23 protein-coding genes and 1 tRNA gene are annotated in these 24,218 nt (G+C 55.2%); 14 read left to right on the top strand and 10 right to left on the bottom strand.

Features of this window, described 5'->3' with window-relative positions:
• Position 1: 1 nt before the first annotated feature.
• From nuoL to E7Z62_00195, 5 genes are all read left to right on the top strand, one after another.
• Entirely contained in the window at positions 2-2,002 is a 2,001-nt protein-coding gene (gene nuoL, locus E7Z62_00215; GenBank protein MBE6521546.1) for an NADH-quinone oxidoreductase subunit L, read from the top strand.
• A gap of 1 nt (position 2,003) precedes the next feature.
• Positions 2,004-3,500, top strand: coding sequence for an NADH-quinone oxidoreductase subunit M (locus tag E7Z62_00210; protein ID MBE6521545.1), 1,497 nt, complete (start codon positions 2,004-2,006; stop codon positions 3,498-3,500).
• Between the two features lie 55 nt (positions 3,501-3,555).
• Positions 3,556-4,989 (top strand): NADH-quinone oxidoreductase subunit N, encoded by a 1,434-nt coding sequence (locus E7Z62_00205; GenBank protein MBE6521544.1) that lies wholly within the window; start codon positions 3,556-3,558, stop codon positions 4,987-4,989.
• Positions 4,990-5,106: 117 nt separating this feature from the next.
• The gene (locus E7Z62_00200; protein MBE6521543.1) at positions 5,107-6,057 is read left to right on the top strand and encodes a hypothetical protein; all 951 of its coding nucleotides are present in this window, start codon (positions 5,107-5,109) and stop codon (positions 6,055-6,057) included.
• Between the two features lie 8 nt (positions 6,058-6,065).
• A complete protein-coding gene (locus E7Z62_00195) occupies positions 6,066-7,151 on the top strand; it encodes an NAD(P)/FAD-dependent oxidoreductase (GenBank protein MBE6521542.1) in 1,086 nt (361 codons plus the stop codon).
• Here the strand turns inward: E7Z62_00195 and E7Z62_00190 are convergent, their stop codons facing one another.
• Complete coding sequence (locus E7Z62_00190) at positions 7,152-7,610, bottom strand: nucleic acid-binding protein (protein ID MBE6521541.1); 459 nt, start codon at positions 7,608-7,610, stop codon at positions 7,152-7,154.
• Positions 7,611-7,688: 78 nt separating this feature from the next.
• On the opposite strand from E7Z62_00190, the gene E7Z62_00185 reads away from it, so the two are divergent.
• The 8 genes from E7Z62_00185 (at position 7,689) to E7Z62_00150 (ending at position 16,671) form a co-directional block, all read left to right on the top strand.
• Positions 7,689-8,267 carry a CDP-2,3-bis-(O-geranylgeranyl)-sn-glycerol synthase gene (locus E7Z62_00185; GenBank protein ID MBE6521540.1) on the top strand — a complete coding sequence of 193 codons (579 nt, stop codon included), beginning with the start codon at positions 7,689-7,691 and terminating at the stop codon, positions 8,265-8,267.
• 5 nt (positions 8,268-8,272) lie between these two features.
• Positions 8,273-8,806 carry an orotate phosphoribosyltransferase gene (locus tag E7Z62_00180; GenBank protein MBE6521539.1) on the top strand — a complete coding sequence of 178 codons (534 nt, stop codon included), beginning with the start codon at positions 8,273-8,275 and terminating at the stop codon, positions 8,804-8,806.
• A complete protein-coding gene (locus E7Z62_00175; protein MBE6521538.1) occupies positions 8,803-9,333 on the top strand; it encodes a uracil-DNA glycosylase in 531 nt (176 codons plus the stop codon). Before E7Z62_00180 ends, E7Z62_00175 begins: the two co-directional genes overlap by 4 nt.
• On the top strand, positions 9,330-10,100 hold the full coding sequence (locus tag E7Z62_00170) for an HAD-IIA family hydrolase (GenBank protein MBE6521537.1): 771 nt from the start codon (positions 9,330-9,332) through the stop codon (positions 10,098-10,100). The genes E7Z62_00175 and E7Z62_00170 overlap by 4 nt, the downstream gene beginning before the upstream one ends.
• Before the next feature lie 152 nt (positions 10,101-10,252).
• The gene (gene smc / locus E7Z62_00165) at positions 10,253-13,834 is read left to right on the top strand and encodes a chromosome segregation protein SMC (protein ID MBE6521536.1); all 3,582 of its coding nucleotides are present in this window, start codon (positions 10,253-10,255) and stop codon (positions 13,832-13,834) included.
• 1 nt (position 13,835) lies between these two features.
• Entirely contained in the window at positions 13,836-14,702 is an 867-nt protein-coding gene (locus E7Z62_00160; protein ID MBE6521535.1) for a chromosome segregation protein ScpA, read from the top strand.
• Position 14,703: 1 nt separating this feature from the next.
• The gene (gene scpB, locus E7Z62_00155) at positions 14,704-15,225 is read left to right on the top strand and encodes an SMC-Scp complex subunit ScpB (protein MBE6521534.1); all 522 of its coding nucleotides are present in this window, start codon (positions 14,704-14,706) and stop codon (positions 15,223-15,225) included.
• 135 nt (positions 15,226-15,360) lie between these two features.
• Positions 15,361-16,671: a hypothetical protein gene (locus E7Z62_00150; protein MBE6521533.1), complete on the top strand. Its 1,311-nt coding sequence runs from the start codon at positions 15,361-15,363 to the stop codon at positions 16,669-16,671.
• Between the two features lie 2 nt (positions 16,672-16,673).
• Here the strand turns inward: E7Z62_00150 and speB are convergent, their stop codons facing one another.
• From speB to mtnA, 6 genes are all read right to left on the bottom strand, one after another.
• Entirely contained in the window at positions 16,674-17,537 is an 864-nt protein-coding gene (gene speB, locus E7Z62_00145) for an agmatinase (GenBank protein ID MBE6521532.1), read from the bottom strand.
• 11 nt (positions 17,538-17,548) lie between these two features.
• A complete protein-coding gene (locus E7Z62_00140; protein MBE6521531.1) occupies positions 17,549-17,926 on the bottom strand; it encodes a translation initiation factor IF-5A in 378 nt (125 codons plus the stop codon).
• Positions 17,927-18,122: 196 nt separating this feature from the next.
• Positions 18,123-18,731 carry a thymidylate synthase gene (locus tag E7Z62_00135; protein MBE6521530.1) on the bottom strand — a complete coding sequence of 203 codons (609 nt, stop codon included), beginning with the start codon at positions 18,729-18,731 and terminating at the stop codon, positions 18,123-18,125.
• 75 nt (positions 18,732-18,806) lie between these two features.
• Complete coding sequence (locus E7Z62_00130) at positions 18,807-19,889, bottom strand: ribosomal biogenesis protein (protein MBE6521529.1); 1,083 nt, start codon at positions 19,887-19,889, stop codon at positions 18,807-18,809.
• A 4-nt stretch (positions 19,890-19,893) separates the two neighbouring features.
• Positions 19,894-20,502 (bottom strand): class II aldolase/adducin family protein, encoded by a 609-nt coding sequence (locus tag E7Z62_00125; protein MBE6521528.1) that lies wholly within the window; start codon positions 20,500-20,502, stop codon positions 19,894-19,896.
• Complete coding sequence (gene mtnA / locus E7Z62_00120) at positions 20,503-21,498, bottom strand: S-methyl-5-thioribose-1-phosphate isomerase (protein ID MBE6521527.1); 996 nt, start codon at positions 21,496-21,498, stop codon at positions 20,503-20,505.
• 146 nt (positions 21,499-21,644) lie between these two features.
• On the opposite strand from mtnA, the gene E7Z62_00115 reads away from it, so the two are divergent.
• Complete coding sequence (locus tag E7Z62_00115) at positions 21,645-22,427, top strand: winged helix-turn-helix transcriptional regulator (protein MBE6521526.1); 783 nt, start codon at positions 21,645-21,647, stop codon at positions 22,425-22,427.
• On the opposite strand, the gene E7Z62_00110 is transcribed toward E7Z62_00115, so the two are convergent.
• The 3 genes from E7Z62_00110 to E7Z62_00100 form a co-directional block, all read right to left on the bottom strand.
• Positions 22,398-23,030, bottom strand: a complete 633-nt coding sequence (locus E7Z62_00110) for a 2,5-diamino-6-(ribosylamino)-4(3H)-pyrimidinone 5'-phosphate reductase (GenBank protein ID MBE6521525.1) — start codon at positions 23,028-23,030, stop codon at positions 22,398-22,400. The two genes, E7Z62_00115 and E7Z62_00110, sit on opposite strands and share 30 nt — an antisense overlap.
• Complete coding sequence (locus E7Z62_00105) at positions 23,008-24,063, bottom strand: RNA 3'-terminal phosphate cyclase (protein ID MBE6521524.1); 1,056 nt, start codon at positions 24,061-24,063, stop codon at positions 23,008-23,010. The genes E7Z62_00110 and E7Z62_00105 overlap by 23 nt, the downstream gene beginning before the upstream one ends.
• Before the next feature lie 40 nt (positions 24,064-24,103).
• Positions 24,104-24,175, bottom strand: a tRNA-Gly gene (locus E7Z62_00100).
• Positions 24,176-24,218: the final 43 nt, after the last annotated feature.

Below are 24,218 nucleotides of genomic sequence, written 5' to 3'. Positions count from 1 at the left end.
GATGATCTCAGAATTCACCTGGCTCGTCCCCTTCATCCCTATGATGTGTTTCCTTATCATAGGTATAATAGGAAAGAAGACGCCTGAGAAGGGCGGATACATCGCGATCGCCGGAGCACTCCTGTCGTTCCTGATCGCACTCGCTATCTCGTTCGAGTACCTTGGCAGCGATGAGTTCGCAAACGGCCAGGCGATCGAGAGCTCTATCCGCTGGTTCGACATCGGCGGCTACACAATCAACCTCGGATACTACGTCGACGGACTGACATGCGTAATGATGCTGTTCTCGTCCTTCATCTCGACACTGATCTTCATCTACTCTCTCGGCTACATGCACGACCAGGGTGAGAGGAAGAACAGGTACTATGCCGAGGTCTCGCTCTTCTTGACCGGTATGCTCGGACTCATCGTCTCGAGCAACTTCCTGGAGCTCTTCATCTTCTGGGAGGTCATGGGACTTTGTTCCTACCTGCTCATCGGATTCTGGTCCTTCAGGCACGATCTCGGAGATGCCGCATCCGCCAACGCTGCTTCCGCAGCAAAGAAGGCTTTCCTCGTCACCCGTATGGGAGACGTGTGCCTCATGGGTGGACTGTTCATCCTCCTCAACCTGTTCCACAGCCTGGACTATGCTTCAATGTTCGAGTCCGCAGAGGCAGTGGCAGCAGCCAACCCCGGTCTCATGACCCTTGGTCTCTGTCTCGTATTCGGCGGAGTCATCGGTAAGAGCGCCCAGTTCCCCCTGCACGACTGGCTCCCGGATGCGATGGCCGGACCTACAACGGTCTCCTCGCTGATCCACGCCGCAACTATGGTTAAGGCCGGAGTCTACCTCGTCGCAAGGGCGTTCCCCCTGTACGTACAGGACGCCGATGTCATGCTCTTCGTGGCAATCATCGGAGGTCTCACAGCGTTCATCGCAGCTACGATGGCGCTCAACAACATGAACATCAAGAAGGTCCTGGCCTACTCCACCGTCTCCCAGCTCGGATACATGATTCTCTCGCTCGGAGCAGGAGGATACCTTTGGGCACTCGGTTACGAGGAGCTCGGAGCACTCGGATTCTTCGCAGGATGTTTCCACATGGTCAACCACGCTTTCTTCAAGGCCCTTCTGTTCATGGGCTCCGGTTCCGTCATCCACGGATGCGGAACAGAGGACATGAGGCTCATGGGAGGACTCTTCAAGAAGATGAAGATCACAGCAACAACCATGCTCTTCGGATGTCTGTCCATCGCAGGAATCCCTATCTTCAGCGGATTCTGGTCCAAGGATCTTGTCATAGACACTGCAATGAACGCATTCAACAACGGAATAGACACAGCGGCCATTTGGTTCCTTATCCTCTGGCTGCTCGCAGTCATCACAGCATTCATGACAGCATTCTACATGTTCCGCATGTGGTTCATGACCTTCATGGGCGAGCCCCGCGAGAATGCACAGCACTGCCACGGCGAGTCTCCCAAGACCATGACCATGCCCTTGGTCATCCTGGCCGTCTTCGCTCTCATCAGCGGACTCTTCATGTTCTGCGGAATCACCGACATGCTTGCCTTCGAGGGAGAGGCGATCGATGGAATCGAGCACGGAATCGAGCTCTTCACCAACCCGTTCACCTACCTCACCATCATCCTGGCCGCCGTCGGTATCGGAATCGCATACATGATGTACGTGAAGAAGACCATCAACCCTGGAAAGTTCAACAAGGAAGGAGAGTCCTGGCTTTACAAGGCACTCACCAAGAGATGGTGGTTCCCCGACCTCTACAACCAGATTTCCTGGAAGTTCGGTTACGGAGTCGCAAAGGGAGTCAACTATGTCGACAGGCAGATCGTGGACGGAACCGTCAACGGACTGTCAAGCGCCGTCGTCGGCGGAGGAGATGTCATGAGCAAGGTCCAGACCGGACACGTGCAGGACTACTCGTCCATCGTGCTGATCGGAGTATCGTTCTTCTCCGTCCTGATTGTGGTTGTATACGCATTACTGGGAGGTTTCTGATATGAGTATGATACTTTCAAGTCTGATCCTGCTCCCCTTGATTGGAGCCATCGTGGCCTTGTTCATGGGAGGAGCGAGAGAGGCATACGCTAAGTACGTCGCAATCGGATTCTCCGCGATAACTCTGGTCATCGCAACACTCCTGATGTTCGGTCTCTTCGGAGACTTCGATACACTCGGAGAGAGCTTCGAATGGATCAGTACATCGACGTTCATCATGAACTACGCCCTGTCCGTTGACGGACTCAGCATCCTGATGGTCTTCCTGACCGCACTGCTCTGTCTCCTCGTCAACGTGTTCTCGCTCGACGAGCACAGGGAGAACAACAACTACTTCTACGCACTGATCATGGCGATGGAAGTCGGTCTCATGGGTGTTTACATGGCAGCCGACTACTTCCTGTTCTACATCATGTGGGAGATCACTCTCATTCCGATGTTCTTCATGATCTCATGGTATGGAGGACCCCGCAGGCACTACTCTGCTATCAAGTTCTTCATCTACACACACGTCGCATCACTTGTGATGCTGATCGGTATCTTCGCAATGGGATACGAGGCAGCCGGTGCAACCGGAATCGTCGACTTCAGCTTCGAGGCAATCAAGAACGGAATCGCTTCCGTCGCAGTCTCGACTCAGTCCCTGATCTTCGCACTGCTGTTCTTCGGATTCATGGTCAAGATGCCTTCCGTACCCTTCCATACTTGGCTTCCGGACGCACACACAGAGGCACCTACCGAGGGATCCGTCCTTCTGGCCGGTGTCATGCTTAAGATGGGATCATACGGTATCATCCGTATCTGTATCGAGGCTCTGCCCGACGCAGCATCCTACTGGCAGTGGGTCATCATCGTCATCGCGCTGATATCCATCATCTACGGTGCATACGGATGTATCGCACAGACCGACCTCAAGAAGATGGTCGCGTTCTCGTCAATCAGCCACATGGGAATGGTCATGCTCGGTATCGGATGTCTGTCCGACGCCGGAATAACCTTTGCAGTGTTCCAGATGTTCGCACACGGACTCATCACAGCAATGCTGTTCATGGTCTGCGGTATGACCGGACACAAGGTCGGAACCAGAGAGATCCCTCTCCTCGGAGGATTGGCAGGAAGGATGCCCGTATACGCGACATTCATGATGATCGCATTCATGGCATCCCTTGGACTTCCCGGACTCGTAGGATTCTGGGGAGAGTTCCCTGTCATCATGGCGTTCTACGAGTTCATCCTCGAGAACGATGTGATCTGGATGATCCTGTTCTGTATGCTGTCCCTCATGCTCACCGCAGGATACTACCTGTGGGCCATGCAGAGGACCCTGTTCGGACCTGAGACCACCAAGATCGATCTCAACAAAGCACACGACGTCGGACACTATGAGTTCGCGGTCCTGCTCGTGCTCGCAATCCTTGTCGCACTCTTCGGAGTATGGCCTGATGCGGCACTTCAGTTCATCGACCCCTATGTCGACGCTCTCTTCGGGGTGATTTGAAATGGCAGCTGATATCATATCTAGTATATTCGGAGACCTGACCCCTATGGCGGCCATGTTCTTCCTGCTCATCGGCGCATTGATCATGCCCGGAGTGCAGATGTTCATCAAGAAGCACACAGTGACCTGGGCTCTCGCCCTCGTCTTCGTTCTGTTGGCCTTCTTTGCCGATGTCATCCTGCTGACCAACGATGTCACCGGAGAGTATCTCGGTGTCAGGCTGAACACATACACCACACTGATGAGCATGCTCTTCCTGATCGTGCTGTTCCTGGTAGTCCTCGTCTCCAACGTGAGCACGGAGACCACCAAGAACCACTCCGGAGCATACTACGCACTGCTCTTCGGTGCAACACTCGGTATGCTGTTCGTGGCAGGCTCCAGCAGTCTGCTCACGATCTTCGTCGGAGTCGAGCTTACCAGTATCTCCTCATATGCGCTCGTCGCGCTGAAGAGGAGGGACGGCAGGGCTTCCGAGGCAGCGGTCAAGTACGCCATCATCGGAGGAATGTCCACTGCACTGACCCTGTACGGTATCTCGATGGTCTACGGGGTAGGAGGTACCCTCGATATCACTCGTCTCGCAGTAGTCGTTGCGGCATCGGACGGATTCTCCTGGGCATTTGCAGTCGGAATAATCTGTATGATCGCCGGTTACGGTTTCAAAATCGCAGCAGTGCCCTTCCACATGTGGGCACCCGATGTGTACGAGGGAGCGGCCACACCTGTATCAATGTTCCTGGCAACAGGATCGAAGAAGATGGGTCTGGCAGTGTTCATCCAGGTCTTCATGGCGATGTTCATCCTCTCATCTACAGTCGGCGACATCGCCGGACTGACGGTACAGTACATCTTCGCGGTTCTCGCGGCCATCACAATGACCGTCGGAAACGTCGTCGCAATCGCACAGAGCAACATCAAGAGGATGTTGGCCTACTCATCGATCGCACAGGCAGGATACATCCTGATCATCCTGGCGGTCATGACACCTCAGGCAGAGGCGGCAGGTATCTTCCACATGTTCACCCACGTGTTCATGAAGGGAGGAGCCTTCCTCATCGTCGGAGGACTCATCTGTGCCGGTATCGGCGAGAAGATCTCTGATTACAGAGGACTCGCAAAGAGAGCACCCTTCCTTGCTGCAGCGATGATGTTGTTCCTGTTCTCATTGGCAGGAATACCCCCGCTCGCAGGATTCACATCCAAGTTCTTCCTGTTCGCTTCCGCCGTGGGAACCCCCGGAGAGGCTGACGGAACCTGGATCTGGTTGGCATTCGTTGCCATCTTGAACTCCGCGATTTCGCTGTACTATTACGCAAGAGTGGTCAAGGCCATGTACATCGAGAAAGGAGAGTCGACCGAGAAGGTCAAGATCCCCACGATCTTCACCGTCGCGATCGTCATCTGTCTGGTGTTCGTCATCGTTCTCGGAGTATACCCTGACCTGATCTACGGATTCTGCGAGGACGCGACGCTGTTCCTGTTTTAAGTGGCAGTCCACTAAACCTTTTCCCAAACCCCTTAATTCTCTTCTTCAGCAATATCTGAATAAACCGTCTCGCTGGAATCTCCAAATTATTAAGTACGGCACGATGATACTGCAACAATGGCTCAGAGCTGGTATTCTGTCGTGGATGAAGAAATGGCATCCATCGACGAGATGATCAGGAAGGGAGTAAGGTCCTCGTATCCCGAACTTAACGAGATGTGCGAGAACGCTCTAAACTCCCGCTACCACGAGGTCAGGCCAGCGATAAGCGTTCTAACATACTATGTGAATGGAGGCAAGACCGCTTCCGAGGCAGTGGCGAATGCCATCTGTTTTGAGGCATCCTTCGACGGTCTTCACCTGCACGACAGGATCGATTCCAACGGAAAGGTCCTTTCAGGCAGGAAGAAGAAACTCTTCGGAAAGGAGCCCTCCACCACCAAGGTCATAGTAGCCGGGGATTTCATGTATGTCATGGGATTCCGCCAAGCATATTCGCACTCCCCCAAGTCCGTCCCCTACATGATGCAGGCATCGGCCACCATCAGCAACGCCATCTTCGATCTGACCGACAGGATGCGTGATCCCGAGATCTCCGAAGAGGATGTATGGGATCTGATGAAGAGGAAGAGTGCGGTCGAATTCCAGATCATAATGGAGAGTGCGGCCAACCAGGCAGGTGCCGGAGAGGACGCCCTTGCAAGGATGAAGGAGTGCGGAATGTACATAGGTTCGGCTGTCCAGATCCGCAGCGATATGGATGACCTGTTCGGTATCGAAGGGGAGAAACCCCTCTGCCATACACTGGTCACAGGATACCCCACCCTGGCGCTCTATCACGCCATGAATGACGCATCCATCGGACAGAAGGTCAGGGACGCTTACACGAATGAGAACCTCGATCCGAAGCAGGCCAAGGCAGTAGCCGACCTGATAAAAGGTTCCGAGACAATCTCCAAATGCGAGCAGGCCATAGAAGTATGCAAGAAGAATGCGTCAGACATCATCGATGGGCTTCCCGATTCTGAATACAAAGCAGCTCTGAAGGAGTTTCTGCAGACCATCTGAGGGATAACATGGACGAGGTCGATGTTCTCATAGTAGGTTCCGGACCGGCAGGAAGCGTCGCTGCAAGATATGCGGCGATGAAAGGCGCCAGCGTCATGTTCCTGGAGAGACGCCCCACAGTGGGAGTTCCCGTCAGATGCGGCGAGTTCATGCCATCCGACGAGGAGATCCTGAACATGTTCCCAAAGCTGAAGGACATGGATTCACTTTTCGACATCCCTGAGGAATTCCGCTGTCTGAATACAGTCGGCATAGACCTCATAAACCCCGACGGGAAGGTCACCGTATTGGATTTCAACGGATACACTACCGACAGGGACAGATTCGACCAGTATCTTGCCAAGCGTGCCCAGGAAGAGGGTGCGGTTCTCAGTACCGACCATGCATTCCAGAAGATCGAGGATGGCGTGGCCAGGACAAGCAAGGGCGACATCAAGTACAAGGTCATCATAGGTGCGGACGGGCCCGGATCCATGGTCGCAAGGAATCTGGGGCTCCAGAAGAACAGGAACCCCTATCCCGCGATGACCGCACAGGTCAAGGGAGATTACGGCAACCATACGCATATGTTCTTCGGCGGAATCGCCCCCGGGGCATACGGATGGATCATCCCCAAGGACGGACGCGCCAACATCGGAGTAGGTATGTCCCCCAAGTTCTCGAACGGCTCGCTGAGGGCATATTTCGATAAGTTCGTCGACAAGAACGGTCTCGAACCCGTCACCAAGGTCCAGGGGAAGTACGTTCCCAGCGAGGGACCGATCCCAAAGACGGTATCCGGAAACGGAATGGTCGTCGGAGATGCCGCAGGACAGGTCATCTCCGTCAACGGAGGAGGGATCCCGCTCGCCATGATAGCAGGCCGTATCTGCGGTAACGTCGCTGCAGATAACATCAACAACGGCACATCTCTTCAGGCATACGAGACCGAGTGGAGGGACATCATGGAGAAGCCCCTCAAACTGGCCGCATTCAACAAGAAGCTCGCGGACACGTTCGCATTCAGGTCTGATTTCACAACAAAGATGTGCATGGGGATCCTAGGAAAGCGCAGGATGGGCAATCTCATCAGGTGCAAGAGGATCTTCCCATGATCATTTCTTCCTGCATGCCTTCATTGGGGAACCGCAAATCGGGCAGTCGGGATACTTCTCTTTGAACCATTTTCCGCACCCGATGCACTTGTAATTCCACTTGACGACCTTCTCTATCCCCTTCATCCCGACGGGCTTGAAACCTATGCCCATAATCTTAGCGACGTTCTGTATCGAGTAGTCGTCCGACCAAATGGTCCCGTTGACGTCCAGAGCAAGTGCCAGCACGGTCATGTCCACCGGGGAGAGCCTGCCCAGGTCACCGCTCTTCTTGGCTGATTCCTCGACCTTTGCTAGTGATTCCTGAGAGCACTCCGACACATGCACCATGTCGCCCCAGAGAGCGAGGCGGGGATCCTCGTACTTCTGCAGTTCCCTGATGACGCCCGGAGGGCATACATGGTCCTCCTGGGGAAGGGCATCCATCGAAAAGAATGCGGAACTGTCCAATACGAGCATGTTCACATCATCGACGAAGGGATAGAAAAACGATACCCATTATTATGAGAATCCGATATCGAGTCAGAAGGTACGCCTATGGATGTCCTAGAAGTAATTGGAATCATGTTCTTCGGAATTTGGCTTTTCCTCCCGGCGATGATACCGAACACCACCGCTGTATTCTTCGGAAAGATGTCAAAGACCAAGATCGATTTTGGAAAGACCTGGAAGGGCAAGAGGATATTCGGGGACGGTAAGTCCTGGGGAGGATTCTTCGGAGGGGCACTGACAGGTGTCCTGCTCGGTTTCCTAATCATAGGCATCAACAACCTTTTCGGAGTGGGGGACGACGGAGGATACGGACCGTACTGGAGCAATCTGGGCGTCCTGATCTGCCTTGCGTTCGGATCCCTGCTCGGAGACCTGACGGGAGCGTTCATCAAGAGGAGGCTCGGAATGGAGAGGGGGCAGAAGGCGCCCATCCTCGACCAGTACGACTTCGTGGCAGGAGCCTTTCTGATCACGGCCCTTTTCTTCCCGGATTGGGTCTACGCGAATTACATCGAGGGATGGCATCTGGCCGCCCTGATATTCATATTGGTGATCATGTTCGCCGTGCACCGCATAACGAACATAGTCGGTTTCAAATTGGGGCTCAAGAAGGAGCCGTGGTGATTCAAATGAGCGAATTGACAACAGCATTGAGGGACTGTGGAGCACTCCAGTTCGGGGACTTCACATTGGCATCCGGTGCCAAGAGCGAATACTACATCGATATCAAGAAGGCGAGCACGAATCCCAAGGTGCTCTACATGATCTCCATTCTCATGGCGGAGAAGATGCAGGACGAGAACCTCCGTCCCGACAGGATCGCAGGGGTCGTACTCGGATCCGTTCCGTTGGCTGCGGCATTGTCCTTGGCTACAGGCATCCCGTATGTCATGGTCCGCAAGGAGAAGAAGGACCACGGTACCGGGAAGCTCATCGAGGGAGACCTCAACCCCGGGGACAAGGTCCTTGTTGTCGAGGATGTTGTCACCACCGCAGGATCGAGCATCGCCGCCATCAAGACCCTCCGCGAGAACGGGGCCGTCGTGGACACCGCGATGTCCGTCATCGACCGCGAGAGCGGCGGAGAGGAGAACTACGCCGAGATCGGTGTCAAGTTCCTGTCCCTGGTGAAGGCATCAGAGATCCTGAAGGAAAAGAAATGAGGCCCGAACCAGACTGCCGCCTGTGCGGGCTGTGCGAGGGACGCACGAACATCGTGCTCCCCGACGGTACGTACGACACGGGCATAGTGTTCGTGGGCGAGGCTCCGGGAGAGAACGAGGACAACGAGGGAAGGCCCTTCGTGGGCCGTTCAGGCAAGATCCTGGAAGGCATGATGAAGGATGCGGGATTCTCCCGTTCGGACGTCCTGATAACGAATACGGTCAAATGCAGGCCGCCTGGAAACAGGGATCCTACCCATGAGGAGATGCAGGCGTGCAGGCCGTTTCTCGAATCGGAGCTCTACGATGCCGAGGTCGTCATAGGATTGGGGAAATCGGCATGCAGGGACCTCATGAGCTACGAGGGAAAGATGGACGAGATCGTCAACATCCCCACCACAATACGCGTGAGGGACAGGGATGTTAAGTTCATCCCGACATTCCACCCCGCGGCCACGATCTACAACAAGACCTCCTGCGAGGAGCTGCGCAGGACCATCGAGATGGTTGGAGGGATGCTAAGATGAGATATTCGGGATTCATGATAGACATGGACGGTACGGTGTACAAGGGCGGGGATCTCATTCCTGGAGCGACAGATTTCATCGCTGCTCTCAAGGCCAAAGGCATACCTTTCGTGTTCCTTACCAACAATTCATCCCATTCCAGGGATTACTACTACAACAAACTGGTCCGTATGGGCTTCGACGTCTCGATCGACAACGTGCTGACGTCCAACATAGCGACCATCAGGTTCGTGCTCTCGGAGCGTCCAGGTAAAAGGGTGTATGTGGTGGGTGCCCCGGATGTGATCGAGGAGGTCAGGTCCGCAGGCATCAACGTGGTCGAGGAGGATCCCGACATAGTTTACCTCACATTCGACCGCACCATCGATTACGACAAGATCAACAAGGCGTACAAGGCGCTCTGCAAGGGGGCGGAACTCATCGCCACCCATCCCGACGATGTCTGTCCTACGGAGACCGATTATGACATCGATATCGGACCTTTCATAAGGCTGTTCGAGCAGATGTGCCAGACTACAGCAGTGGTCATCGGGAAACCGAGCAGGCTGATGCTCGAGATGGCCGCCCGCGAGATGGGAGTGGATCCCAAAGGCACCGTCATGGTGGGCGATCGTCTCTACACCGATATCAGGATGGGCAATCTCGCCGGTATCGCCACGATCCTCGTGCTATCCGGAGAGACGAGCAGGGGAGATCTTGAAGGCTCGGACGTGGTCCCGACGCACGTGTTGGATTCGGTAGCGGATATTCCTTCCTTACTGGAATGAGCCAAAGGACGTTCTTTCCTCCACCCATTTATATATTTAATTGCGCATATTATTTTGATGTGCGCGCGAGCGTTCGGATGCACGCGCTAGCGAGTGACGCACGACAAAGGGATGCAGCTGCTGAAGCGGTTGTCCTCCGATGGGGGGAATGGATGCACTTAAAGACGGTCGAGATGGAGAATTTCAAATCATTCGGTGGGAAGGTAGTAGTACCGCTGATGGAAGGTTACACTGCGGTCACCGGACCCAACGGTTCAGGTAAATCGAACATCACCGACGCCATCCTTTTCGTTCTCGGACCTAAGAGCCCCAAGGCCGTCCGTGCCGGCAGACTCACCGACCTCATCTTCGATGGGGGACGGAGCAAGAACAAAGCATCCTTCATGAAAGTCTCACTCGTCTTCGACAACAGGGACCGTATCATGCCCTGGGATGCGGATGAGGTCAGGCTCACCCGTTACATCAAGATGTCCGATAACGGACAGGATTACAACTCATATTTCTACATCAACGATCAGAAGTCCACGCTCACTGAGTTCGACAACCTGCTCACCAAGGCGAGGATCAGCGCGGAAGGATACAACCTGGTCCAGCAAGGAGACGTCACCCAGATCGTCCAGATGGGTAACACGCAGAGGAGAGGCATCCTAGACAGCATCTCAGGTATCGCCAGTTTCGATGCGGATATCGAGAAGGCACAGGCCGAGAGGAACGAGGCCAACGCCAACCTCGACAGGATCAACATCGTCGTCGGTGAGCTCACCGAGGACGTCAAGAGGCTGGAGAAGGACCGCGAGGCGGCGGAGAAGTACGTGGAGCTCAAGGACACGTTGGACATGGCCAAGGCCCAGTACTCCCACAGGAAGCTTCAGATGGCCAAGGCATCGTACGATGCGACATCCGAACAGATCACAAAGCTCAATTCGAACATCCAGAATTTCTCAGCGGAGAAGGCTGAACTGGAGCAGAAGAGGGACGGTAAGAAGCAGGAGATCGCAGACGTTGAACTGGAGATCGCCGCGAAGGCCGGCCCCGAGTACACCGAGCTCAAGAAGAAGATCGAGGATGTGAAGGTCGCATATGCCACCAAGAAGGACAAGGTGGAGTTCACAGAGGAGAAGATCGAGGAGAACAAGACCTTCAGGAAGAACTTCGAGGAGCGCATCTCCGAGAACGAGAGGAGCATAGTCTCCCTCGAGGAGAACAAGAAGGACCTTGAGATCAAGCTCTTCCAGGCCGAGAGGGACAAGGATGTCCAGTCCGAGGAGGAGTGCAAGATATCCGATATGATCTCCAGTTCAGGTGGGGAGCAGAAGGAGCTCCAGGACCGTCTGGCGAAGATCGAGGCCGACGCCGAGGAATGCTCCAACGACCTGTTGGACGCCCAGGGCAAGTTCTCCAAGGCGGAGACCGCATCGGAGGAGGCCCACAGGAACGTGGCCGCTCTGGACGAGAGGATTCAGAACATCGATTTCGAGATCAAGGATGCCAAATGGAGCCTTGATCAGATCAAGGCGGAGGCCGGGCCGAGTCTGGAGGACTACGGCCAGAAGATATTGGAGGCTAGGAAGAAGGAGTCCGAGCTGGAGAAGCAGGAGGCCGAGCTCAACGCAGTCTACAGGAAGGTGGACGAGGAGTACAAGGCTCTCCAGGCCGAGAAGAAGGTCTCCGAGAGGATGAACCAGGGAAGCATGGCCGTCGAGGCAATACTGGCCCTGAGGAACAGGGGAGAGATGCCCGGCATCCACGGTACGATCCAGGAGCTGGCCACCGTCGATCCCGGGTTCGAGACAGCACTGTCAGTTGCCGCCGGAGGAAAGATGCAGGCCGTCGTCGTGGACAATGACCAGGTCGCGGCGGATGCCATCGCATACCTGAAGAAGGAGAGGCTCGGAAGGGTCACATTCCTTCCTCTCACGAAGATGATGGGCGGAAAGCCGAGGGCGAAGGCCATCATGAGTGAGAAGGACTCGGAGGGCTATGCGATAGACCTCATAGATTTCAACCAGAAGTACTACAACGCATTCTGGTACGTCCTCGGGGACACATTGGTCGTCAAGGACATGGACACCGCCCGCAGGATCATGGGCGGAATCAGGATAGTCACCAAGGCCGGAGAGCTCATAGAGGCATCCGGAGCAATGGTCGGAGGTACCATCAACCAGCAGAAGCTGATGAAGTTCGGTGCGGCCTCCGAGGACAAGCTCACGGAGCTGGGCGAGAAGCTCAGGAAGGCATCCGATGCCCTGGACAACGTGAGGCAGGAGCTCAGGAAGGTCCGCGACGAGATCCGCTCCGCCGACGACGAGATGAGGGCGAACTCCACTGCTGGAATGGAGCAGAGGGAGAAGGTCGCAGGTCTCAAGGCTAGGATCACGGAGCTGGAGAAGTCCAAGAAGGATGCCCAGAAGGACCTTCAGGACGCCAGGGCCAAGGTGGCCGCAGCAGATTCGGAACTGGCGGAGACCAGGAAGGTCTTCACCATGCTCACGGAGCGCATGACGCTCTACACCGACCAGAAGAACAGGGTCAAGGACCGTATCGCCGAGATCGCTCCGGCCGACCTGCAGAACAGGATACAGAAGGTCAGGGACACTCTCCACAAGCTCACCGAGGCCATATCCGAGCTGAAGCTGCAGATCGGGGGAGTAGATACCGAGATCGTCGGATACAGGAAGCAGAACGAGTCCACCCAGATACAGCTCGATGCCGTCATAAAGGACATCGAGGAGGGATACAGGACCATCGAGGAGAACACTGCGGAGATGAACCGCCTCAAGGTGGACCTCGATGCTCTCCGCGCCATAGAGGCGGAGATGGAGAGCGGTCTGACCAACCTCCGCGACAAGAAGGACGGTCTCGTGGCCGAGATGTACGAGTTCGAGAACCAGGTCAGGGAGAAGGCGACCTCCATCGAGAACACCAACGCATCCGTCCAGAGGTTCTCCGCACAGTTGGGCATCATCGTGCAGGATATCACCCAATACCAGGCCGAGGTCGATGCCATTACATTCGAGGTGGCCCAGCCCATACCCTCCGAGGAGGAGATCAGGCGCACCATCAGGAACTGCGAGTCCTCACTGGAGAAGCTAGGAAACGTCAACCTGCGCGCCATCGAGGACTACGAGGAGAAGAAGGCCCGTCTCGACATGCTCAACGAGCAGGTCATGGCCCTCAACAAGAACATCGCCGACCTGACATCGCTGACAGATTCCCTCACGGCCAAGAAGAAGGGCCTGTTCATGGAGTCCTACAGGGCGGTCGACGAGAATTTCAAGAAGATCTACGCACAGCTCTCCGGCGGAGGAGAGGCGTACATGGCGCTGGAGGACGAGGATGACCCGTTCAACGGCGGTCTGATAATCAATGCCAAGCCCAGGAACGGAAAGCTCCTGAGGCTGGAAGCTCTCTCCGGAGGAGAGAAGTCGCTCACAGCACTGTCATTCATCTTCGCCATCCAGGAATACCAGCCCTCGCCCTTCTACGTGCTGGACGAGGTCGACATGTTCCTGGACTCGGTCAACTCCGAGATGGTTGCTCAGAGGGTGAAGGAGAGTTCGCAGAAGGCACAGTTCATTCAGGTGTCCCTGAGGAAGGTCGCGTTAGCGGTCGCCGATCAGCTGATCGGGGTAACCAGGCCACCTACGGGAATCAGCAAGATTATAATACAGCCCGATCTGGCTGAAGTCTCGAGATACGAGGAAGAGGCTGTAAACGACAAAGAGGCGATCTGAAATGGATGGGAACATTAGGATTGAGGACTTGGAGCAGCACCTGCTGTTCCACAAGGCAATGAGCGAGAACACCGAGACCTATCAGAGGATAGGCGGATACATGGACATCCTGTCGAAGGCGGAGTCCGGGGAGAAGCTCCCCGACCCGGTCGACGAGGCCATCAGGTCCGTATTCAGCCTGGTGCTGGAGAACGGGATCGACCCCTGGGAGATCGACCTGTCGGAGTTCGTGAGACTGTACAACAACAAGGTGGTGGCCGATTCCTTCGACATGATCGTGGCCGGAAAGCTGATGCTGATGGCATGGAAGATCCTCAGGATGCAGTCGGATTCCACCAGGGTCAGGTCGGAACCCCCTGTCCAGGACTTCGAGATGGACATCGACGACAGCTTCTTCTACGAGAGCGAGGACGACATGGTCGTTCCCGAGGTCGTGCTCACCGGAGCATTCCAGAGGGAGCCGATGCGCCCGGTCACCATGTACGAGCTCATAGACGCCTTCGAGGAGGCCAGGGAGGAGATCGAGGTCCAGCAGGAGAGGGAGCGCGTAAGGCGCGAGCTCAAGGCGAAGGAGCCCTCCAAGTTCGACAACAAGGCTCACGAGGAGGACGACCAGAGGGACGTCGAGGAGGTCTGGGAGAGGATCCAGAAGCTCGGTATGGGCCAGATATGCATCGAGGACCTGTACACCAACGACCTGAAGGAGAACCTCAAGACATTCGTATCCATACTGCACCTGGTAAGGGTAGGACGTCTCGATGTATGGCAGGAGACCCTGCCCTACGGGGACATCTTCGTGGAGATCATCACCGAGGGTGCATCAGGCACCATCGAGGACAGCACGGGACGCATCGAAGCGGTGATGTGACGTGAACGTCAAGGGAGCAGTCGAGGCGGCGCTCTACTCCAGTTCCGAGACCCTCCGCATATCCGATATCGCGGCAAAGACAGGATTCCCTGTCGAGGAGGTCAGGACCGCCATCCTGGACCTGCGCAGGGAATACGAGGAGAGGGATTCCGCAATCCAGATCGCCAAGATAGGTACCGAGTACAGGATGATGCTCAGACCCGAGTACACCGAAGTGACCGGCACCTTCGCCAAAGCGGAACTCTCCGGAGGCGCACTGCGCACCCTGACCGCCATCGCATACTATCAGCCTGTGCTCCAGTCCAAGCTCCTGGAGCTGCGCGGGCCCCGCGTGTATGACGATGTTCACACCCTCGTGGACATGGACTTCGTCGCCAAGAAGAGGGCCGGGAACACCTGGGAACTGACCACCACCAAGAAGTTCGCGGAGTATTTCGGCATCGGCAGCACCAGGCCCACTGACATCAAGAAATGGATCAAGGAGAGGGCCACCAACCTGCAGGAAGAGCCCGGCAAGGAATGATGTCCCCATCCATCGGCGGTTACAACTGACTGTCCGTCTTCCTAAGGTATATATTGGACGATTCAGTTCGGATTCCAGTCGATATATCGGCCCGTATTATTGTAGAGGGCTGGTAGGCGGCACAAGGCTGTTCCAATGTACCTGATCGCTGGAAGTAACACCGTCAAAGGCACCGTCAATGATGGTCTGGATGTAGAGTTCGCCCTTAAGCTGGGCAAAACCCTGGGAACGATTTACGGTTCCCCGATTGCGGTCGCGATGGACGGAAGGAACTCCAACATCATGCTCAAGAGCGCACTCTTGGCCGGTATAATGTCGGTCGGATGCGACGTCCACGATCTCGGTTCCGTCCCCACCCCCTTGATGCAGTTCTACATGGTTTCCCATCCGGAGGTCAAGGGAGGGGTGACTATCACCGCATCCTTCGCCCGCTTGGAGATCAACGGGTTCAGGGTGATGAAGGCCAACGGTATCGAGGATCCCATCTTTGACGAGTACACCATCGAGAAGATAATGGCCAACAACACGCAGGTCCCCGGCCTTCAGGTCGGCGAGTCCTATCTCGTGGCGGATTTCAGGGAGAAGTACATCGACTACATCCTGTCCGAGGTCGACGAGGATATGATCAGGGATGCAAATCTTAAGATCTGTCTGGATTGCCGTAACAGTGTCGTGGCGAACATAGTCAACAGCATCCTCATGAGGCTGTCCGTGGACTGTATCTTCATAGGCGGGGACACATCCATCATGGACGGCACCAGGCTCATCAAGCTGGGCCATGTGGTGAAAAGCCAAGAATTGGATCTCGGTGTCGCTCTGGAGATGGATGCGGACCACTGTCTGTTCACCACTGCCGACGGTGATCCCGTACAGGGAGACAAGTCCTTCGCGGTGCTTGTCAAGTCCATCTTGGCAGAGAACAAGGGAAAGGTCGTCATGCCGATCAATTCATCGACCCTTATGGAGGATGTCGTCACTCAGAACGGAGGTCTTGTGATTCACTGTACGATAGGTGAGCAGACCGTCGTAAGGAAGGTTCAGGAGAATCAGGCGGTACTGGGCGGAGACATATTCGGATGCATCGTCATCCCCGGCCCATTCTGTACATGCGATTCCATCGAGGCAATGGTGAGGATGCTCGCCATAATAGCCAAGGAAGGTCCTCTGGCACAGCTGATTAAGGACTTCCCCGACTACTACATCTCCAGGGGTTCCATGGATTATCCTCTGGATGGAGTTCCCGATCTTCTCAAGAGGTTCAAGGCCTCCTACGATGGGTTCAACATGGACCTCACCGACGGAGTGAAGGTGTTCCGCGACGGAGGATGGGTGCTCGTAAGGCAGTCCAATGTCGCAGGTACGGTCAAGATCTATTCACAGGCAAGGTCGAAGGAAGAGGCTGACGTCTGCGTGAAAGAGACAATCAATAAGCTATCGAATCTGTAAGTTCACTGCCTGAGATTCTTGGCGTGGACCGCAACCGCTTCGTTGATGAGTCTGGCGGCAAGAATTGATGTTATTCCCGCGGGGTCCGCCGGAGGGCACACTTCGCATACATCGAAACCTACAAGTCTGTCGCCCACTGCGTTGATGACCTTCTTGACATCGTAGGGGTGCAGACCGAAGGGCTCCGGAGTTCCGGTACCCGGAGCATAAGCAGGGTCTATGCCGTCGATGTCTATCGTCAGGTAGATGTATTCGTGTTTGACGCTGTCGAGAGCCTTCTTTATTGCCCATTCGATGCCGTTGTCGAAGATGTCATAGGCGCTGATGAAAGGGATCACGTCGTCCCTGTCCAGCTCTTCCTCTCCGATGGCGCGGCATCCTAGAACGTAGGTGTTCTCCACACCGACATGGTCTGCCGCACGCCTCATGATGCAGGCATGGCTGAGGGGTGTTCCGAGATACTCGTCCCTGGAATCCAGGTGGGCATCGATGGATATCACCGCTATGTCATCTGCGTTGAAGTTCTTCACGACGGGGATGTTCACAGAATGCTCTCCGCCGATGGTGATCGGGAACTTGCCGTCTCTGATGGCAGGTCCGACCGCGAAATCGACTTCCTGTACCATGTCCTCGGGCATGACGAAGTCGTCGACGTTCCCGTAATCGCATATCGCAGGCAGTTCCTGATGGACGCCGTGCTCGAAATGAATCTCTTCAAAATTATAGGAGGCCCGCCTGATGGCGGTGGGTCCCTCCCTTGCGCCCGCTTTGAAGCAGGCGGTATGGTCATACTGGACTCCGAATATGACGATGTCAGCGTCCTCGTATTCCGAGTCCGCTCCCGCATATCCGAGTCCGTATGATATTTTACCAGTCCTCACATGAACTTGTATCTGCCCATCGCGACGAGGTACAGAACTTCTGCTCCTTCCTCGATCTTCTGCTCCGCGTCGGAGTTAATAACGATGGAGAGGTTCTCGAAGGTCTCGAGATCCATGACGAGTGCCTCGTCTCCGGTGATGGACAGGATCTGTCCCTTCCTCTTGTCGATCATGGGGACCTGAACTTTTGTGCTGACAGGTCCAACGATGGATTTCTTTGCGCCGGTGAAGATGCTGACTGCATCGATGTTCGCCTTTGCGGATCCGTGCTTTCCGGGCTTGGATGTCGTAATCTTGACGATTTTACAAGGTTCCTCGTCAACGTTGACGTACCTTCCCTCTTTCAGCTCTCTGATCTCTTTCATCTCCCACATTGGTTTCACTATCCTTTGGAAATACTCGATCCGACACTCATGGCCGGAAGTTCACTTCCCTCTTGGAAGCGAACACATGTAAGCCGTAAACGTTTACTGACCTCATGTTATCTGGCAAGGACTATGTCGACTGTCCTTATAATATTATTTAGGAAAAGACGCGTGATTGTACGACGCCCTTGACCAATACGTTCGCTCATTCAGGCATGGAAAAGAGCGGTTCATGAGGGAGTTTCCCGTCGTCATCCCATTTGCCGTACATCTTTCCAACCCTGGTGTTGTCCATGAATCTCTTCATGCGGTCGCGGTACAGTTTGGGATCGTCCTTGCGTACGCTCTGTATGTTGTCCGCCCTGATCTCCACATAGAGCTTCGGAAGCGTCTCGATCATCCTCGTCACCTCGGGATCGTTCCTTATCCTCTTCAGGACGTACCTGTCGATCTTGAACCCTTTCGCAGGGATCGCCTTCCTGCCCGCATCGGTCATCAGCCCGAGGGATTCCAGACGCTCGCACCTGGCCATGTTGAGCCTGGTGAATCTAGACCTTGGCCTGCGGGGGGACAGCCTCAGGACGTTGCCTATCCCTTCTATCTTGTTGTGTGTGGAATCGATCCAACCGAAGCACAGAGCCTCCTCTACGGCATCCAGGTACGACATCCTCGCCGGATAGTCGAGGCCGCTGATTATGACCCTGCATTCCTTGGCCGTCTCATGGTTGTCGACGAGCCATTGTCTGAAACCCTCCCTGTCGAGGTTCAGGAAATCGTCTGGGATCACTTCGGGTCCGTCCGCCATACTATCCATCTTTCTTCCTCAATGGTAAGTATTTGTGGGGAGGCCGGTCTGACTTACTTCCTTTCGGAAAAAATGGTAAGTAAATCAGTGTCTCCTCGGTTTCCCTCTGTTCCTGGGCTTGTTCTTCTTCTGGGGCTTCTTGGGCGGTTCGGGATACCTGCGCTTGATGTCCTCCACCCTGGCCATGAACTCCTCGTTCAGCCTGTCCCCGCAGAATTCCCCGTGATACTGGTCGACCTTGGCGGCGATGAGGATCTTCCCGGCCAGCGCACGGGCGATGTTCCCTCTCTGCCAGTATGGGGCCTTGTGCACCTCGGGATGCTGATAGATGACTCCGTGCTTTGGAGGCCTCTTGCCCGATTTCAGGTGCCTGAACATGGCCTTCTCCGCTCCGAGGAGCTGGACCGTCGATGAGGGCAGTGTGGAGAGCCTTTCGAGTCCGCCCGAGAGCGATATGAGCCTGGCAGCCAACGGGCCGCCGACTATGGCGCACATGTTGGGACAGGTCTCCTCGACGATCTCCTGGATGTAAGCCTCGGTCCTCTCCTCGTCGTCATAGAGACGGTAAAGGGTGTCCGCGAGGTCGATCACGGCACGCATATCGTTGTCGTTGAAGTCCGCTCCGATGGATTGTATGTCTATGCCCAGCTCCTCGATTATGGCCTCCCTGTCGCCGTAACGTGCGATCAGGTCCGCATACTTCGAGTCCTTGGCGTAATCGGCGAGTTCGGGGAAGTGCATCCCGTACCACTCGTGGAGTCTTTCGTTGTAAAGATTGATTGTGGCGATCTGGTCATCCAGGTTCCTTATGGCCTGGACCAGGTTCTTGTCCCTGGGGACGGGTTCGGACGTCCTGAGCTTCCCGAGGCCCATCATGACCTCGTGCATGAACGCATCGTCGTATCCGAACTTCTGCGGGTTTAGGAAGGACGAATCGAAAAGTTCGGGCTTTCCGAGTTCGGACTGTCTCCTGTCCCCTACCATCAGCTTCTCGGGCACCAATGCCGCCAGTTCGCGCTCCTCGTCGAGTACGCCTCCTCTCTGGACGGCGGCCAGTTTCTCTGCGACCGCCTGTGCGTCCTTGGGCATCAGCCTCTTGTCGACGATGCTGTGCGACCTCTCGTCAACGAGGAATACTCCGAACCATTTCGTTACCAGTATCGCCATGGTATCACATCTTGGAAAGTTTGGTTATCTCCCTCTTGGGGAGATCGGTGACGTCCTCGCCGCAGAGCAGCTGGAGCCTGGCCTGGAATTCCAATTCCTCCATCCTGTTGTAGGCCTCTTCCAGGGTCCTCCCTTGAGTGATCGCTCCGTGCCTAGCCAAGAGCATGGCCTTGTACTGCCCATGCTCCTTCACGGCCTCCACCAGTTTCTTGGACCCCGGCGTGTAGTAGTCTATCATGGGGACCTCTCCGAGCAGGAGCACCCCCTCAGGCGTGATGTTGCTCTTGATGTTCTCCCCCTTGACCGCGAGAGTGACGCAATGCAGGGGATGGCAGTGGACCACCGCGTTGGTATCGTAATTCATATTGTAGAGTGCCAGATGGAACTTATGCTCTATGGAGGGCTTCCCTGCGGAGAGTACCTTTCCCTTGGAATCGATGAGCACCAGGTCCTCGGGTTCGAGCATGCCCTTGTTCCTTCCGGAGGGGGTGATGAGGATCTCGGAATCGTTGATCTTGACGCTCATGTTGCCTCCGGCGGATACCGTGAGCTGTCTGTCGTACAGCATCTTGCAGATCTTCACCAGTTCCTGCCTGGCGTACCTCTCGTTCATTTACCTCACCTTATGGATCTCGCTGGGCTTCAGTATGCCCTTCTCGGTGATGAATCCGGTCACCAGTTCTGCCGGTGTGACATCGAAGGCCGGATTCTTAGCCTTGGATCCCACAGGCGCGATCCTGATGCCCTGCAGCATCGTAACCTCCGTCTCGGACCTCTCCTCGATAACGATGTCCTTTCCGGTCTTGGTGTTGAAATCGAATGTGGAGATGGGTGCGGCGACGTAGAAGGGGATGCCGAAGTGCTTCGCTACTATGGCCTTGTCGAAGGTTCCGATCTTGTTGGCGAAGTCCCCGTTCTCGGCTATCCTGTCGGCTCCGGTGATGATCATATCGACTCCCTTGGACATGTAGTAGGCTGATGCTCCATCGGGGATGATGGCATGGTCGATGCCCTCCTGGTTTAGCTCCCAGGCGGTGAGCTGCATTCCCTGCAGACGGGGCCTGGTCTCCGATGCGTACACGAAGAACTTCTTGCCCTGTTCCTTCGCTTTCCTCATAGGTGCTAGGGCGGTACCGACATCCACGGTGGCCAGTGCTCCTGCGTTGCAGTGAGTCATGAGGGTCATTCCGTCCTTGATGAGCTCTGCCCCGTACTCTCCGATCTTGGTGCATTTGTCGACCATCATCTGTGCGTAATCGTTCGCTGCCTTGGCGGGTTTCTCTCCCTGCTTCAGCTTCTCATACATGTAGTCGACGGCGTAGAACAGGTCATTGGCCGTGGGTCTCGCGGCCTTGATGTCCGCCGCTGCTTTGTCCAGGTCGCATCCCTTCAGTGCCGCCATGCACATCGCGTATGCCGCTGTGGCGCCTATGGACGGCGCACCGCGCGTCGTCATGTTGCGAATGGCCTCCGCTATGTCCAGATAATTATCGAAATCCACAATGACGATCTTTGCTGGGAGTTCCCTCTGATCGATCATGCGGACCTTACAGTTCTCATACCATACTGCTCTGATATCGCATTTCTGTCCATCTACTGTGGCCTTCATCTTTGCACCTGTCCGTCGATTGGTTCCGATATATACAAACATTGTTGTTATCAGTTCAGAATTGTAGGTTCCGTCGTTCTGTAAATCTGCGGTCGAACGGTTGTACGAGTACGAAAGTTTAATATACGAACCGCATACGGAGTCTTATGGCAGAGGATAGCTCCAGGAATTTTGAGTTGTACATCACTCCAAAAGGAACGGTGCAGGTCTCCAACGATGTGAAGCTGAAGATCCTGCATGAACTGGCCGAGAAGGATCTCTCTCTGACGGAGATCGCCAAGAAGGTCTCGAAGGCTCAGTCCACAGTATCGGTGCACCTCGACACAATGGTGGAAGAACAGCTCATCAGCGTCCACGACGATCTTCAGGACAGCCGTAAGAAGTACTATACCCTGATCTCGCTGCCATTCGGGAAGTCGGTGGATTCATCGGACGAATCCAGGGAGGTCGCATTCAAGATCCTGGCCAAGGTCGCCCAGGATCCCGAGAAGATGCTCAAGAGCCTCCCCCGCTTCATATTCCTAGGATTCGATGGAATGGGCCTCAACGTCGACCCCATGGCGAACATTCTTGGATTTATACACGGCGCCAGCATGTCAGGTACCCTGAACGGTCCTACTCTGGAGGATACCGTGGACAACGCCCGCAATTACTTCAAGCAGATGGGATTGGGTGAGGTCAGTATATTCTCATCTAAGCCGCTGACCATCATAGTCAAGGACAGCGTGCCACTTACCGAAGGTGCCGCGAAGTGTCTGATCCAATACTGCGGAGGATTCTTCTCCAAGATAATGGAGGATGCTACCGGGAAGCCATATGAGATGGTAAGCAGCGAGGTGTTCGGTTCCGACTTCAACTATGTGAGGTTCGTACTGGAGCCGAAGGAACACAGGATCCCCTTACTCGTAGGCGGGCTTGAAGGAGAGTAAGGCTCCGTTTCCGAGCATTTGGCAGTCCTCGAGGATTAGTCTGATCCCGCCTTCGGCCACCCATCCGTCCCCGTCGCAAGGAGTAGGGGCATCCTTTCCGCCGATGAGGAGACCTCCGACGAATACGGTGTAACGGTCGACCATCTTGTTCCTGAAAAGCGAAGATATGGTCTTCCCTCCCCCCTCCACAAGGATGTTCTCGATGCCCATCTCCGCCAGTTCCTCCATGGCCTTGTCAAGGTCGATAGTGTCTGTACCAGCGCGTATGATCTTGTCGCAGTCCCAAGTGATGTCGCATCTCTCGGTGGTTATCATTATCGTAGGTGCGCGATCGTTCAGGACCTGTGCGGTGACCGGTGTCTTTCCGTGGGGGTCGATGACTATGCGGATGGGGTTCGTATCGTAGTCCCTGTCTTTCAGGGTGAGATGCGGGTCGTCGGCGAGGACGGTACCTACACCTACAAGGATTGAATCATATTGCTTCCTGAGGCCTTTAACACGGGTCTTGTCCTCATCGGAAGAGATGCGTACCTGCGTGCGGTCATCGCCGGCTATCTTCCCGTCGGCGGACATGGCGCAGTTAACGTGGATGAATGGCCTCATTGTTCTCCCCGGGAGTTACGGTGAATCTGTAGATGTTGTCCTTCCTCTCGACTCCGAACTTAACGTCCAGGAAGGATTCGAGGGTATCCATCTGACTGAGAAGGTGCTTGCTGATCCTTGAAACGCTGAATCCGCTCTTTCCCTGGGCCATCGCCATGTACGGAAGGACCTGGTCGGCCGTGTGGACATCCATGGTGGCTCCGCTGGTCATTTCCCTGATGAGATCCGCTGCCGCGTCCTCACCAGCTTTATCCGCTGTGTGTCCGCGGGATGTCAATGCGTTGCTTCCCAAGAGACCGTTCTCGAATTCCGCGGTCAGGACGATTCCAGCTCCGCGGGAGTCCCCGTCCGTCTTCTGTATGTCGAATTCGACATCCGCATAAGGTTCCAGGGCCTTCTTGCAGCTGACGATCATGTCCCTGTTGATCCAATCTGGGAGACGCTGGCTGAAACAGATCCCTGAGATCCTCTTCAGTTCTCCCAGTTCCTCGATGTCGAGGGGTTTGATGGTATCGATGGGGTCCAGTGTGGTGATAACACGGCCTCCTCCCTGGGGGTAGAAACCGCGGTCGATGATCTTGACGTTCGCCTCGATCCCCATCCTTCTCATCAGAGGGAACAGCAGTGTCTGATACGAATCGATGGGGGGTGCCCACATGACGTTGGTGCCTCCGCTGATGTCGACTGTCAGTCTCTTCCTGTGGTTCCTTCCTGCCAGCATCATGGCCTGCAGGACAAGGCTCAGGCTTCCTGCGGTACCGATGTTCATATCGATATCGTACTTCTGTTCGTTCCCGGGAGTGAAAAGAAGTTCTCTGGAACCGATGGTGTTACCCTCTACAGTGGATCCAGCCATCTGGGCCACCGCATCAACGGCGGCACAGTGCTGTTTGGACAGGCCGTTCGTAGGCCTGTTCTCCCTGATACGGGTGAGGTGAGTGGTGATCCCGGTGACGGTAGCCATGGCTACTGATGTGCGGACCATCTGTCCTCCACCTTCGCCTCTTGAACCGTCGATCTCCAGGACTGTCATAGGACGACCATATGCTTAACAGTTAAAAAAAGGGTATGAGTGCGATAGCCGGGAGTCGAACCCGGGTCAGGTGCTTGGGAAGCACCGATCATAGCCGTTGGACCACTATCGCAACGCCATCGTCATCATGAGTTCGACTAATAAAGATGTCGTCC

The organism is Thermoplasmata archaeon (assembly GCA_015063285.1).
Classification (GTDB): Archaea; Thermoplasmatota; Thermoplasmata; order Methanomassiliicoccales; family Methanomethylophilaceae; genus Methanoprimaticola.
This window is presented reverse-complemented; position numbering and strand designations above follow the sequence as displayed.

Bases quoted from the DNA above. Each gene is read 5' to 3' on its own strand.
- E7Z62_00175 (MBE6521538.1), top strand. From the start codon at position 8,803: ATGAGGCCCGAACCAGACTGCCGCCTGTGCGGGCTGTGCGAGGGACGC.
- E7Z62_00130 (MBE6521529.1), bottom strand. From the start codon at position 19,889: ATGGCGATACTGGTAACGAAATGGTTCGGAGTATTCCTCGTTGACGAG.
- E7Z62_00200 (MBE6521543.1), top strand. From the start codon at position 5,107: ATGGCTCAGAGCTGGTATTCTGTCGTGGATGAAGAAATGGCATCCATC.
- E7Z62_00125 (MBE6521528.1), bottom strand. From the start codon at position 20,502: ATGAACGAGAGGTACGCCAGGCAGGAACTGGTGAAGATCTGCAAGATG.
- E7Z62_00160 (MBE6521535.1), top strand. From the start codon at position 13,836: ATGGATGGGAACATTAGGATTGAGGACTTGGAGCAGCACCTGCTGTTC.
- E7Z62_00185 (MBE6521540.1), top strand. From the start codon at position 7,689: ATGGATGTCCTAGAAGTAATTGGAATCATGTTCTTCGGAATTTGGCTT.
- E7Z62_00150 (MBE6521533.1), top strand. From the start codon at position 15,361: ATGTACCTGATCGCTGGAAGTAACACCGTCAAAGGCACCGTCAATGAT.
- E7Z62_00135 (MBE6521530.1), bottom strand. From the start codon at position 18,731: ATGGATAGTATGGCGGACGGACCCGAAGTGATCCCAGACGATTTCCTG.
- E7Z62_00170 (MBE6521537.1), top strand. From the start codon at position 9,330: ATGAGATATTCGGGATTCATGATAGACATGGACGGTACGGTGTACAAG.
- E7Z62_00105 (MBE6521524.1), bottom strand. From the start codon at position 24,063: ATGACAGTCCTGGAGATCGACGGTTCAAGAGGCGAAGGTGGAGGACAG.
- E7Z62_00205 (MBE6521544.1), top strand. From the start codon at position 3,556: ATGTTCTTCCTGCTCATCGGCGCATTGATCATGCCCGGAGTGCAGATG.
- E7Z62_00140 (MBE6521531.1), bottom strand. From the start codon at position 17,926: ATGTGGGAGATGAAAGAGATCAGAGAGCTGAAAGAGGGAAGGTACGTC.
- E7Z62_00210 (MBE6521545.1), top strand. From the start codon at position 2,004: ATGAGTATGATACTTTCAAGTCTGATCCTGCTCCCCTTGATTGGAGCC.
- E7Z62_00195 (MBE6521542.1), top strand. From the start codon at position 6,066: ATGGACGAGGTCGATGTTCTCATAGTAGGTTCCGGACCGGCAGGAAGC.
- E7Z62_00115 (MBE6521526.1), top strand. From the start codon at position 21,645: ATGGCAGAGGATAGCTCCAGGAATTTTGAGTTGTACATCACTCCAAAA.
- smc (MBE6521536.1), top strand. From the start codon at position 10,253: ATGCACTTAAAGACGGTCGAGATGGAGAATTTCAAATCATTCGGTGGG.
- E7Z62_00190 (MBE6521541.1), bottom strand. From the start codon at position 7,610: ATGCTCGTATTGGACAGTTCCGCATTCTTTTCGATGGATGCCCTTCCC.
- mtnA (MBE6521527.1), bottom strand. From the start codon at position 21,498: ATGAAGGCCACAGTAGATGGACAGAAATGCGATATCAGAGCAGTATGG.
- nuoL (MBE6521546.1), top strand. From the start codon at position 2: ATGATCTCAGAATTCACCTGGCTCGTCCCCTTCATCCCTATGATGTGT.
- E7Z62_00180 (MBE6521539.1), top strand. From the start codon at position 8,273: ATGAGCGAATTGACAACAGCATTGAGGGACTGTGGAGCACTCCAGTTC.
- E7Z62_00110 (MBE6521525.1), bottom strand. From the start codon at position 23,030: ATGAGGCCATTCATCCACGTTAACTGCGCCATGTCCGCCGACGGGAAG.